Here is a 12,957-nt window from a genome sequence, read left to right as displayed (position 1 = left end):
AATGAGGGTTTTGTTCCTGACCCCATATTTTTATCCCTATCGAGGTGGACTAGAAAACTATGTTTATAATATAGCTAAAAGACTTGTTCAAAGAGGCCATGAGGTTACTGTTCTCTGTTCTACTAAAGAACATGCTCCCGCAATGGAGACCATTGATGGAATAACCGTCCGTAGAATCCCTCCAACGATGATACTTTCAAATACTCCCATCGTGTTGAATTTGCTAAGTAGACTTCGTAATCTTCTAAAAAATGAAGATTTCGATATTATTAATGCACATATGCCTGTAACGTATTTTGCGGATATTGGGTCTATTTATAAACAAATTATTAACAATATTAACACACCATTTATAGTGACCTACCATAACGATTTAGTTAAACCTAATGCTCTGGACATGATTGCCAGGGTTTACAATGCCACAATGCTTAATATAGTTTTGAGCTCTTCGGACCATATAATAACCCCTTCACCTTATTGTTATTTTGAATCCCCCTTTCTTCGGCAGGTTAAATGGAAAGTATCATGGATACCTCCTGGTGTTGAGGTATCCAGATTTGAAAAAAAGGACTATTTAGATATTCGGACAAAGTATGGACTGCCAGATAATTCGAAGATTGTTCTTTTTGTTGGCTCCATGGGGAGGCATCATACCCACAAGGGGGTTGATGTTCTTATCAGGGCATTTTCGAATGTTGTGAAAGAGGTTAAGGATGCTTATTTAATTTTAGTCGGTGGAGGGAATATGATTCCTAGATACAAGGAACTTGCAAGGAGTCTTGGTGTCAGTAATAATGTCATTTTTGCAGGGTTTGTTGAAGACAATTATTTACCTGACTACTACCTTAGTTCAGATGTGGTCGTGTTGCCCTCAATAACCACTGCAGAGGGTTTTGGCATGGTTTTAATTGAGGGGAATGCTGCAAAGAAACCTGTAATCGCCAGTAGCATCGGGGGAATGAAATATGTGGTAAAACATAAAAAGACTGGTCTATTAGTCCCCCCTAAGGATTCGAAAAACTTAGCGGATGCTATAGTATACATACTACAAAACGAGAGAGATGCAAGAAAGATGGGAATCAATGGCCGGAAAATGGTAAGGAGAAGATATGAGTGGAAGAAGATTAGCAACGACACTGAGGATCTCTTTAATGAACTGGTGATACACTATGGTAATTAATAGTAAGTTGCTTGCAATAGACCTGCTAGTGGCCACGATTAGTTTTATCTTTGTGTACTTACTTGTTACTACGATTAAAACGAGAACTGACAATACAAGCAATCGCTTGAAATATATACAGCTTGTTAGCGCATTAGTGATGTTATCATTTATTTTTAGACTAGTACCCTTGTACATATATGGGGCTCCTGTTGGAAATAATATTCATCATGTTGTAGTAGCTCACAATATAATAACAAGATCAAATATATCGCAGAGTAATCTCATTCCTGGAGAGGTGTATTTTAAAATTCCTGCATCTCATATTTTGTTATCAACTCTTGCATATGTGATTGGGATTTCGCCATTTGATAAAGAATCATTGATTTTAGAATATCATCTTTTAAGTATTTTAATTAATTTAATACTGATATTTTCAATGTTCTTACTCCTTTATAAATCTTGGGGCTATACCTTGTTCTCAGCAACTCTATCTGCTTCTATCTTAGCTTTGTTTCCGTCGTTTGTATTGTTCGGTGTTATTGTTCTCCCTCAGGGTATGGCTAGACTACTTTGGATTTTAATTTTACTGGTGATTTTTGATAAACACATTAATTTTGCTTTAACAAAAAGGATATTATTAATAGTAATTTTGAGTATTACTCTAATATTTTCTCATCACTTGGAAGTTTTGTTATTTATCAGTGGATTGGGTGGGATAACATTTATTAATGCATTTTATTGCCGTAGAAAGACTCACATTATCATTCTCTACGCTTCATTTATACTACTTAGCTTCTCCTATATTGCAGTATGGCTTTTTTATTATCCTCATTCGTATATTAGGAGTCTCCTTGACTTGATAATCTCGACTGTATTGGCCAAAAAGTTATCGTTGATTATGTTTATCAAAACGCTTCTTCCTACGTCTAATCTACAAATACATTCGGAGGTATATATATTTTATTTAATAAAAAGAACATATTATATCTTGTTTACCATTTTAACGTTCCTATCGACACTGTTGATACTTAACAGGAGTTGCACAAAAAATGCTAATGATTCTTGTGACATAGGATATACTTTTGGCTTTATTGCTGGGATTAGTGTTGCATCAATAGTCTCATTATTTAGTAATGGATCGATTCCACTATTTAGAATAGTGGAACTTCTTGTAATTCCGTTTTCAACATTGCTTGTATATCCCTTAAATAAATTTACATACAAAACGTCAAAGGTGATATCATTCAATTATATGTACACTTTTGTAATTATTATATTAACGATCTTTTCGATTATAATCGTATATCCACCCTCAGTATATCTAGGAGATCAACAACTTTGGATAACAACTCCCGAAGAGATACAGCTTAGTAACTGGATCAAATGGAGCACCCCCAGCAAACGATCATCTTAGGAGACAACCATGTAATTGAGGTTTCTACGTATTTTGGGGAGCGGATAGGTATTTGGGGAATAACTCCAATAAAGTCTTTATTTTTGTATAACAAAATACCATCAAATACCACGTATATAAATTATTATCTATTTCTCACATGGTATAATACAAAGTATCACATATACAATATTTGGGGAGAATATTACAAAATACCTAGGCATTTCTTTTCAGATATTCTCGGAAAATATAGTATATGCTATGTATCTAACGGGACTAAGTTGTTTTATGTCAGGGGGGAGATATCATGAAAATAAACACTCTAATGATATTGTTGCTTGAAATTATTTTTGATTTTTTATCATTACTAAGTTCGTTAATCCCCAAGGACCCCAATAGAGTGCTATTCCTCTCGATTCCAGATTTTAGTGACAACCCCCGTTACCTTTACGAGTTTCTTAAAGAGCATTACCCGAATCTAAAGATGATATGGGTTGCCTATTCTGATGAGAAAGTTTTCGAAACTCATGGTATTCCGTACGTTAAATTTCTTAGCTTTTCTTATTTCAAGGAGCTTTTTAGGTCTAAGTATTTTGTAGTTTCACATGCAGTTCCATTGTTTAAACCACGGAATCAAGTTGGGGTCGTTCTCTGGCATGGCCTCCCTCTTAAAAATATAGGATACTACTTTAAGGGAGAATCTAGATACTTTTTAGGTAGAATGTCTAAAAATACCACGTTTTTTATAGCAACATCCCCAATAATGAGGGCGGCATTTTCCTCTGCTTTTAAGATTGATCCTAAAAAAGTTAAAATATTGGGACAACCCAGATGTGATGTCCTGCTATCCCTTTCATATAATCAGGGAAGAAATAACATTGCAAAGGTTCTAAAAACTGATGTAGATAAGTTTGAGAAAATTATTATTTATATGCCAACATATAGGGATGGTAGAGTCGAAGTAACTAGAGAAATTATTGAGCAGTTAATCACCAATAAAGACCTCAAGCGTTTTCTTGAGCAGAACCACATACTACTAGTATATAAGCCCCATACTTTTGAGGAAAAATATTTTCTAAAGAAATATGGGCAGATTAGTGACAATATTAAACTTTTATTGTCGCAAAATCTGTTAGAGGTCGGATTAACAATATATGATTTGTTACCTGGGACAGATTTACTAATTACTGACTATTCTTCAGTTTATTTTGACTATCTTCTTTTAGATCGACCTATTGTGTATTATGTCCCCGACATAGGGGAATACAAGAAGACAAGAGGCTTCTTGTTGGAACCGTTTGAGTTCTGGGCACCTGGGGAGAAAGTAAAAACGGTTGAAGAGTTAGTTAATGTGTTACACAACATTCTAATAAAAAATGAAGATGTATGTAGATACGAAAGGAAGCTCATTCGAGACTTATCATTTGTATATCCAGATAGTGCATCAAGTAAACGAATTGCAAAGTTCTTATTTGGTAAAAATTAAGTAATGAAAAATAAATTGAACTAATTCAAAATTAAAAACAAACCGCTACGCCAATTTGGCTAAATTAGATAATTAAGTTATCTGCAATTTTAACAATTTTTTCTGGCTGATACTTGTTTAGTATAGTGTATCTATCTCTTATTGTTGGTGCAATGTTAAGAGCTTCTCTTAGACTTTCCCTATCAACTCCAATCTCCTTTAGGGTCTTTGGAAACTTGAATTTTTCATATAGTTCCAAGATTTGTCTGTGTTCTCTTGTTTGTCCTTGTAAATATGTAGTTAATATCGTTGCGAATCCAACTTGTAACCCATGAGGGATCCTACTAAATCCTAAAATTCTATCGAGAGCATGACTAATGTTATGTTCTGAACCACTTGCGGGTCTACTCGAATGAGCAATGTTCATGGCAATCCCACTTAAGATAAGTCCATAAGCCAAGTCTTCGATAAATTTCTCGTCTTTAAGTGAGGAATATATCTCAAAGTTGTTTAGTAAATTTATTGCGGGCATATACGCTAGCATTCTAGAAAAGTTGTCAATTTTCTCTCCAATATCACGATGAGCCAGAACCCAGTCATATGACGCGGAGATATTCGAAATTAAATCTCCCAAGCCGGCTAGTATGTACTTCTTTGGAGAACTTTTAATGACTTCAATATCAACAATAACTCCTATAGGCATTGTTGTGCCCACACTCTTGTATTCGTTGTTTATTCTTAGGATACTAATTGGAGACGCTATTGCGTCATTCGATAAGAGTGTGGGCACACTAACTACAGGGATTAGAGTTTCCCTTGCTAGATATTTTCCAATATCAATTATCCTACCCCCACCACAGGTAATAATGGCATCGTGTTGATAATCAACAAGCATTTTTCTTAAATAAGATATCTCTTCTAGCTTACCATCCTGAATGATGTAATGTTGGTACTCGCTAGCAAACTGATACCTATTAATAATCTCTCCACTCTTTTTGCCGGTTATTATCAACGGATTCGCAAAATGGAGATTATTCTGATGAACAACTTTTTCAAATTCCTCCAAGACCCCACTTTTAACCTCGATAATGATTGGAAAATTGACAAACTTATAAATCATATATGAATCACCTCTCTAAATAGCTTTTTGGCCATTTCATATTCATTAGGTGTATCTACTTCAATCCAGGGGAGACCATCAGTGTAAATGGGTTTTGCAATTATCTTATCTAACACATAATTAATGGCAAGTTCGTACCAAATACCTGTTTTTCCACTTTTTATAAGCTCTCTCATTTTATTGAATATGATTCTTGCATCGTTAATATCAAACTTTGCAATACCAATATATTCACCATTAGCACTTTTTGGGTCAATATCTTTCCCAAATTTTTGAATCCGATTATTCTCAATTAAAACTTTCATTTCTTCTTCTCCAAGCTGTTTGACGTTGTCAATTATAAAATGGGTACCCCTTCTAGCTTTGATTATTTTTTCGAGAATTTTTGGGTGGAATACTGTATCCCCATTGAGCAAAATAAAGTCCTCTTCGAGATACTCTTTTGCTAAGTAAAAGCTATAAATATTGTTGTATTCGCGATATTTGGGATTAAAAATTAAGTTAACCCCCATCTTTTCTAAGTGCATTAAGGTCTCAACTTTGTACCCACCTACAACAAATATTCTTGAAAGTTCAATCTCAGCAATATTTACCAATTGGTTTATCTGGTACTCAAGGATAGTAATTCCTCCTAAATCCAATAAGGGCTTTGGTTTAGTTTTGGTTAGGTTTCCTAAGCGTGAGCCAACACCTGCGGCTAAAATTATAGCCTCCATTTTGAATTCACCCCCCTTTAGTAGGGGAGTTTAATAATTTAAATGTTTTAAATGTTTAATGTGGTCAAAATGATTCCAAAACAATATCAAACTCAAGCAACTATGACTCACTATCCATCCCCATCCCACTCCAACAATCCCCATCCTAGGCACCAAAAGGTAGCTCAGGCCAAGGAAAAGCACAGCCTTTAACGTGTTTATTATCACTATTTTTTTCACCCTCTTTTGGATGTTAAGTATCGTTATCGAGAAATTAACAACAACAACGAAGAAACCTCCAAGGACCATCAGCTTCAGGAGAGGCAGGCCGTTCACATACTCCTCGCCAAAAAACCTCAGAACAAAACCCCCAAGGAGCCATACTGCCACAGTAGCAACCGCCAGGTATGCGTAACTGAAAGCTATCGCCTTCTTCAGGGTCGCCTTGATGTTCTTAAGTCCATGACTGCCCTCAACAAAAAACGACGTGTTTATCGCGTTGGGCACGAACAGAATCAGGTTTCCTATCGCGAAGGCCATGTAGAAGTAAGCAGTCTCCTTTTTTCCCAACATGCTTAAAACCAGTGTGGGCATGAGGTAGTTGGGGGCTATGTTAGCAATGTTGGCTAGGTAGTTTCCCAAGGAAAAGCGGAGAGCCTCTTTGATGAACTTTCTATCCAATCTAATTTCGGGGATACTCACAATAAATACCGCGTACCCAAGACCAAGCAAGAGCCCAAGCCCAAAGGACGAAACTATCCCCATCGCTCCTAGCGAGACCGGCAAGAACAGAAAGAGGAATCTCCCCGCGAAGAGCAAACTTTGAAGGAAACTGTGCTCAGCCCGTCTTCTAGCTATAGAGTATGTGTACAGAACATTGTAAATTGTTCCAATGACAGAGAACAGAACGAAGACTCCAAAAAACTTCCAGCCGAAGTCCTCAAATGACCCGGAGCTCATCATGATTAACCCATAGGTGACGGAAAAGAGAACGCTTGCAACGCTTGTAATGGCGAGGGCGCTCCCAACGGCCCTCTCCTTGTATTTCGGATAGAACCTTATTATCGCGAAGTTCATTCCAAGCATCGAGAGTTGAAATGTTAAGTTGAGGGCTGACACAACAGCACTCGCAACCCCTACCTCTTCCGCCAGGTAGAGTCTTGCAGCTATGGCCCAGAACAGAAAACCCGCGAGGGCTGTTGTGAACGATGCCAGTGAGATATAAATTGAGTTCCTGTACAGCGGGCTCTTGAGGTTCTGCAGTTCCTTCTTAATCAGATTTAACGGCATAATTCTCATCACCGGCTATCCAGTTTACCTCGTGGGAATTAAAAAGTTATTTGGTTTGTATCGGATATCCTCAACATCTAATCGAGGAATGTTATCTTTTTTCGCTTTTTGATACTTCTATTAGATAGGCACATTTTGCAGATGGAAAAACTTTGCAAAGCTTAGTAAGTTGCAGTTATCGATATTCTCTTAGTGAGATTTTAAACTTTCTTCCTCTCTTTGCACCCTAACACAATCCTATGCGGTTGGGGCCATAAATCACGGCCGTTTTGCAAACATTGTCTAAACCTCTGAACACACCGCAAATGGAGGTTTAATGGTATTAAACATAGTTTTAAACTGCTTCCAACTTTCATATGAGTATGTCATCTTTTGCACGTTTGCCTAGTTGTTGCAGTTGCGGTTATGCAGTTGAAGTTCAATAGTAAGTTCAATGAGTATTAACCTTTACTGCACCACGCGAGTGATAAGGGACTTTTGACTCTGAATTTCTTTAACAGATGTCTCTTTCGCGTTCAAGCACGAATAAATAAAATGTTCAGGAGAAGCAATAACATTTTGATGGGCGCCTAAGCAGTCGCCTCTTGGAGTCGTATTGAGATTTTGCTCAGGGGATTTGGCCCAATTCTCGCTGGGCATTTATTATCTCGATTCCAATTCAATTATTTTGCTGTTCTTTCTAGCGTCTTCTCAACTTTAGAGGAGAGGTTATATATGCTGTGATGATGATTGGAATTTTATCCTCTGTCTCCTCATAGACTACTCATATTAAGTTTCTCATTTAAACTCTTTTGAGCTATTTCCTCCCAAGTAGCTTGTTAACGGCTTGAATCTTGGTGTTCTATCCCCTTATTTTTCCTTAATGTGTCATCAACCCTAAGCACTCCCCTGTCAAGCACGGTCTTACTCTTTGTGTAGGTGTACCTTACCACGACACTCCCGTTCAGGTTCTTGGGAAGGATAAACTCCCTTCTGTCCTCCACATTATACCACTTCTTGAACACCAACGTTCCATTGTCAAGGTATCCATATACTCCGAGTCCGGTTCCACTCGCGTTCTCAAACCTCAACACGACCGAGCCGTTCTCAGATGTTACGATGACGTTTGGATGGACGAACTTGAATATCTTAACGATTCCCCCGTCCGAGTAAATGAGCTTGTAATCCTTCGGATACTCGTCCGTAAACATCAGCCTCGCGAGGCTCGTGTTGAAGGCCTTAGCGTTCATGAGCACCGCGTAGCCGTAGTTGAGGTTTATGTAAACGTAAGCCCCCATTGTGGGCTTCCCCTTCAGCGGGACCTTTTCAACCTTCGTCCCCTTCTCTATGAAGAGCTCAGCCGGAACACCCCAGACGTTTCCGATTCTAACCTTTGCGTCCCAGCTCTCTCCGGGCGTTGCCATGACCGTGTACCCCGGTGCCGCGAATGTCAGCACACCGGGGGTCGAAACAGGCTTCAACAGAATCATGGCGTACCCGCTCTCCCCTGCTGTCTCAAGTATGGCCCCGAACTTCTCAACGGCATCGAGAGACACGATGACGTAATCTACTCCGAGGTTCATGAGGCTCTTGTTATATATCTTTCCTATATAGTATTTGGCGACAATCTTACTAGGATTTGTCATGGCACTCGCTTGTGCTACTGGGGCTCTTTCCGCAAAGTACGTCACCCAGTGCCCCTCGTCCCACCAAGTCAGAACGACATCGTTGATGTTCGAGTGGTTGCTTAGGTACTCTAGAGCCCTTGCCCAGTTGTTGTTCACGATGGGTTTCACGGAAAGCGTGTTTTGAACCCCCACCACGGCCGTTGTCAGGGGTACGGCTATAACGAGTCCGCTCAGCGCGAGGGACAGGTATTTCTTACTGGAATCCGCTATGAGGTCTGAGACCGAAGCCAACCCAACGCCGGCCATAACCGCGACAGCGAGGGAGCCGATGAAGAGGAAGCGAGTCCATATAAGGAGCATGGGGATTGCCACGAGTCCGAGGCCGAGAGCAACGTAGTCCCCCAGATTCTTCCTTCTAAAGGACAATGCAAAAAGGGGTACTGCAACGAAAGTCGGACCGTAGGCCGTCCACAAGTCGCTTAAGGATGTTCTCTGGGTCTCAGCTATTGGGGCCTCAGTAAAAATCTTTTCAAGCAGGTTTTGGATGATTCCATAATAGTGGCCCGTCAGAACTACACTCACAAGAACCAGTGCTCCCACGATTGAGACCCGGGCTTTCCAACCTCTTACAACTCTGGCCAGCACAATGAGAGCGATGATTGCAGTGACCGCGAGGGGCAGGGCGTACTTAACGTAGAGGAGCAGGAACAGGTCTTTCATGAACCCGAACTGAACTCCAAGCTCCTCGGCGAACTTCTTACCGAGCCACCTGTTGTAGCCAACCATACCGTAGCCAAAAATTCCGCCGAGAGCGTTGGCTATCAGGGCCCCAAGGGCCGTTGAAAGCGCGATGGCTAGTCCGTCCAGAATTCTTTCGTCTTCCCTGAGAAGGAACGCCCCTATTGATAGAAGAACCGCGTTTGCCAGCACGAAGGCGAAGATGGGATAGTACGCCTGCCAGAATATCGCTGACAGCCCGGTTGCGATTCCCGGAATTAAGTAGAACACGAACCTCTCGTACTTCCACCTCTTGGGCTTCCACGTCAGCCCGAGAGCGATTCCGAGGAGTGCCAAGCTGTACCAGAAGAGCATGTAGTTGTCTCCCCTGTAATAACCTGCCATCGAGCGGAAGACGTGGCCGAAGCTCACCGCGAGAAGGAAGGCCGAGAGGAAGGCTTCCCTCTTCCCGTACAGTTTGAGAACGGCGAGGTATATGAAAATGATTGTGAGCACTCCGAAGATTACAGGGGTTATCCTGAACGCATTGTAGAGGGAAACACCGAATGGATGAAGGAGCTTGTAAATGAAAGCTGGGGTCATCCACAGGCCTAGTGGTTGGGTGAGTTTAATCTGCATTCCCCAAGGACCAAACGCGTAAGGGAAAAAATTAACCCATTCCCCTTTCTCAAGCGCGTACCTAATGTAAGCAAGATGGAAGAACGGGTCGTAACCTAGTAAGTACTTAAAGTGCATGGGGAGGAGCCTGAGGATGAGGGCCACAACGGCTATTATCGGGACGGCGAACTTCGGTTCGATGAGTTTCCGGTAAAGGTGGGACGCCGTTTCGGACTTCAATCGCCATTTCATTAAAGCTCCCCTCTCACGTAATTGTAATCTATCCTCCAGTTCACTACCATCGTAACGTAATAAAAGCGTTGCGTAATGGAACTTCACTCTGGTCTCGTCTGCGGGTGCTCCTCACTTCTTCTCATATCATCGATTCAAAACTTATTGGGGCTAAACTGAAAAAAGTCAGGTTTGGAAGATTCTCTTAATTACCGGGTCGGGAATGCGGTATTCCCTCCCCACATGCTCCAGAAAGCCGTAGTTAACGAGCTTCTTGAGGAGCAGGTTAAGATTTTTGTCATCAATCTCCTTACCTTCTCTGAGTTCTAGGGCGTTCTTTATTTCCGTCCAGGAAGCAGAGTTCTTCCTGGAAGTGATGCCCGCCACGATTTCCATAATAGCCCTGTACCTCGGGGAAGCCCTGTCCAGTTCCTCGAACTCCGAATGAATGTATCCCTCAGCCTCGATGAGAACGTCCTGAATGGCATCCCAGTGGGTCTTCCCATCAACTCTGCTTGCCCCATAATGTGTCAGCCAGCCTGGTACACCATCAAGAGCCTTGATAGCAGAGAGTATCTCCTTTGGATTTGCAGACAACCCATACTCTTCAAAACCCCTCTCAAGGAACTCAAAACTCTGAGAGGGGGTGAACCTTGTTAGCGGTATTTTCACGTGGTATCTGCCGTAAAGGGGAGCTTTGTAGTCGTCAAAGCGCAGGAAGTTTTCAAGAACCCCCACCTGAGAACCTGTCACAATCGTGATTATATTGGGAAGCTTATCGTAAACCCAAGCGAGGATTTTTGTAAAGTCCTCGTTTGCATACCTGAAGTACTGCGCTTCGTCGTACGCTATGACGAGCAGCTCGTTGGAGTCGTTGAGCTCCCTCAGGATATCCGGCAAAGTGTACTCCTCGTCTTTCTTGAGCTTTAGTTTGACCCCCTTAATGGTGATACCTTCAATGGAGTCCGTTATTTTCGAGAGCCGCCTTTTTTTGGAATGTTTTCTAATGCTGAGGAGCTCTCTCACAATTTGACCCTGGGGGTTCTTTGAGTTGGCAGTTGAAATGGCCCTGGCGTCGATGATTATGTGGGCTGTTTCTTAGTTGGTAACTTTCGTAATTTTTGCTGGTTTTTGTTAGCACAAGGTTTAAATACTTCAACTTAGTATTTCTTTGATGGTGGTTAATAATGCCTAAGGCTACTTTCGTCATCAGTGAAGAAACCCTCCAAGAGTTCAAAAAACTCGCCAAAAAACGCTACGGGGACAAGAGAGGAGTCCTAAGCGTTGCAATTGAAGAGGCAATCAAGGAGTGGATTAAGAAAACAAAAAAGGAGCTGGAAAATGCCGAGTGAAACCATCAAACTCACTGCCAAATTCAAGCTAAAGGAAACGCCCGAAAGGTTAGATGAGCTTTTCCAAACTTACCGAGAGATTGTGAACTTTCTCATCACTCACGCTTTTGAGAACAACATCACCAGCTTTTACCGGCTGAAAAAAGAAACTTACAAAAGCCTCCGCCAAGAGTATCCAGAACTCCCAAGTCACTACCTTTACACGGCCTGCCAGATGGCGACGGCAATCTTCAAAAGCTTCAGAAAGAGGAAAAAGAAGGGTAAAGCGAGAGGAAGACCGGTTTTCAAGAAAGAAGTCATAATGCTCGACGACCACCTGTTCAAACTCAATTTAGAGAGCAGAAGGGTAAACCTCTCCACTCCGAACGGACGAGTCCAATTGGAGTTTTATCCTGCAAAATACCACGAGAAGTTCAAGGACTGGAAGGTTGGGCAGGCTTGGTTGGTTAGAACGCCGAAGGGCGTCTTCCTAAACGTCGTCTTCTCGAAAGAAGTTGAAGTTAGAGAACTGAAAGCCTTTGTTGGAGTAGATTTGAACGAGAACAACGTTACCCTCTCCCTTCCCAACGGGAAATTCGTTCAAATCATCACTCACGAGCGGGAGGTTAGGACAGGTTACTTCGTGAAGAGGAGAAGAATTCAGCGGAAGATTAGGGCTGGAAAGAGACGAAAAGAACTCCTCGAAAAATACGGGCGGAGGGAAAGAAACAGGTTAAACGATTTGTATCATAAACTTGCTAATAAAATCGTTGAGTTAGCAGAAAAATACGGTGGTATTGCTCTTGAGGATTTGACGGAAATCAGAGATTCGATTGGGTATTCCGCCGAGATGAACGGCAGGCTTCACCGCTGGAGTTTTCGGAAGCTTCAAAGCATTATCGAATACAAGGCGAAGTTGAAGGGCGTTAGGGTTGTTTTTGTAAATCCAGCTCATACTTCCTCCCTGTGCCCGGTATGTGGGGAGAAATTAAGCCCGAATGGGCACAGGGTTTTGAAGTGTTTGAATTGTGGGTTTGAGGCCGATAGGGATGTGGTTGGAAGTTGGAATATTCATTTGAGGGCCTTGAAGATGTGGGGAGTAACCGTTCCCCCCGAAAGCCCCACGATGAAAACGGGAGTGGGGAAGGTTAGCCGTAACGACGCTTACCAACTTTACACAAGTCACGGCTAACCAGAACGGTATTTTGTACTTCTCGTGAAGGTCGTTCAGCGCCGCCGTGAGGAAGGTAGTCTTTCCAATCCTCCTTGGGCCAGTTATAACAAAGAAGTTCCTCCCGTTTTCGATTTTCTCAACCAGCTCCCAATAC

The 12,957-nt window shown here is 41.5% G+C and carries 9 protein-coding genes; 4 read left to right on the top strand and 5 right to left on the bottom strand.

The genetic code is table 11. The features are described 5' to 3' along the window. Window position 1 precedes the first annotated feature (1 nt). The gene (locus E3E30_RS07630; RefSeq protein ID WP_167729120.1) at window positions 2-1,180 is read left to right on the top strand and encodes a glycosyltransferase family 4 protein; all 1,179 of its coding nucleotides are present in this window, start codon (window positions 2-4) and stop codon (window positions 1,178-1,180) included. Between the two features lie 1,682 nt (window positions 1,181-2,862). Continuing rightward, window positions 2,863-4,041 carry a CDP-glycerol glycerophosphotransferase family protein gene (locus E3E30_RS07625; RefSeq protein ID WP_167729119.1) on the top strand — a complete coding sequence of 393 codons (1,179 nt, stop codon included), beginning with the start codon at window positions 2,863-2,865 and terminating at the stop codon, window positions 4,039-4,041. A gap of 64 nt (window positions 4,042-4,105) precedes the next feature. On the opposite strand, the gene E3E30_RS07620 is transcribed toward E3E30_RS07625, so the two are convergent. The 5 genes from E3E30_RS07620 to E3E30_RS07600 form a co-directional block, all read right to left on the bottom strand. Continuing rightward, window positions 4,106-5,140 (bottom strand): iron-containing alcohol dehydrogenase family protein, encoded by a 1,035-nt coding sequence (locus tag E3E30_RS07620; RefSeq protein WP_167729118.1) that lies wholly within the window; start codon window positions 5,138-5,140, stop codon window positions 4,106-4,108. Continuing rightward, complete coding sequence (locus E3E30_RS07615; RefSeq protein WP_167729117.1) at window positions 5,137-5,856, bottom strand: phosphocholine cytidylyltransferase family protein; 720 nt, start codon at window positions 5,854-5,856, stop codon at window positions 5,137-5,139. Before E3E30_RS07615 ends, E3E30_RS07620 begins: the two co-directional genes overlap by 4 nt. A 30-nt stretch (window positions 5,857-5,886) precedes the next feature. After that, window positions 5,887-7,134 carry a polysaccharide biosynthesis C-terminal domain-containing protein gene (locus E3E30_RS07610; RefSeq protein ID WP_240922657.1) on the bottom strand — a complete coding sequence of 416 codons (1,248 nt, stop codon included), beginning with the start codon at window positions 7,132-7,134 and terminating at the stop codon, window positions 5,887-5,889. An 809-nt stretch (window positions 7,135-7,943) separates the two neighbouring features. Then, window positions 7,944-10,319 (bottom strand): STT3 domain-containing protein, encoded by a 2,376-nt coding sequence (locus E3E30_RS07605; RefSeq protein ID WP_167729116.1) that lies wholly within the window; start codon window positions 10,317-10,319, stop codon window positions 7,944-7,946. A gap of 165 nt (window positions 10,320-10,484) precedes the next feature. Then, window positions 10,485-11,324, bottom strand: a complete 840-nt coding sequence (locus E3E30_RS07600; RefSeq protein ID WP_167729115.1) for an ATP-binding protein — start codon at window positions 11,322-11,324, stop codon at window positions 10,485-10,487. A gap of 161 nt (window positions 11,325-11,485) precedes the next feature. Between E3E30_RS07600 and E3E30_RS07595 the strand changes: the two genes are divergently transcribed. Both E3E30_RS07595 and E3E30_RS07590 read left to right on the top strand, forming a co-directional pair. Continuing rightward, complete coding sequence (locus tag E3E30_RS07595) at window positions 11,486-11,650, top strand: hypothetical protein (RefSeq protein ID WP_167729114.1); 165 nt, start codon at window positions 11,486-11,488, stop codon at window positions 11,648-11,650. Continuing rightward, window positions 11,640-12,821 (top strand): RNA-guided endonuclease TnpB family protein, encoded by a 1,182-nt coding sequence (locus E3E30_RS07590; RefSeq protein WP_167729113.1) that lies wholly within the window; start codon window positions 11,640-11,642, stop codon window positions 12,819-12,821. The genes E3E30_RS07595 and E3E30_RS07590 overlap by 11 nt, the downstream gene beginning before the upstream one ends. Window positions 12,822-12,957: the final 136 nt, after the last annotated feature.

It is taken from the genome of Thermococcus sp. 9N3 (genome assembly GCF_012027685.1).
GTDB classification, from domain to species: domain Archaea; phylum Methanobacteriota_B; class Thermococci; order Thermococcales; family Thermococcaceae; genus Thermococcus; species Thermococcus nautili.
This window is presented reverse-complemented; position numbering and strand designations above follow the sequence as displayed.

Excerpts from the sequence above, each read along its gene's own strand:
- E3E30_RS07605 (WP_167729116.1), bottom strand. The coding sequence starts at position 10,319 with ATGAAATGGCGATTGAAGTCCGAAACGGCGTCCCACCTTTACCGGAAA.
- E3E30_RS07620 (WP_167729118.1), bottom strand. The coding sequence starts at position 5,140 with ATGATTTATAAGTTTGTCAATTTTCCAATCATTATCGAGGTTAAAAGT.
- E3E30_RS07625 (WP_167729119.1), top strand. The coding sequence starts at position 2,863 with ATGAAAATAAACACTCTAATGATATTGTTGCTTGAAATTATTTTTGAT.
- E3E30_RS07610 (WP_240922657.1), bottom strand. The coding sequence starts at position 7,134 with ATGAGAATTATGCCGTTAAATCTGATTAAGAAGGAACTGCAGAACCTC.
- E3E30_RS07630 (WP_167729120.1), top strand. The coding sequence starts at position 2 with ATGAGGGTTTTGTTCCTGACCCCATATTTTTATCCCTATCGAGGTGGA.
- E3E30_RS07615 (WP_167729117.1), bottom strand. The coding sequence starts at position 5,856 with ATGGAGGCTATAATTTTAGCCGCAGGTGTTGGCTCACGCTTAGGAAAC.
- E3E30_RS07590 (WP_167729113.1), top strand. The coding sequence starts at position 11,640 with ATGCCGAGTGAAACCATCAAACTCACTGCCAAATTCAAGCTAAAGGAA.
- E3E30_RS07595 (WP_167729114.1), top strand. The coding sequence starts at position 11,486 with ATGCCTAAGGCTACTTTCGTCATCAGTGAAGAAACCCTCCAAGAGTTC.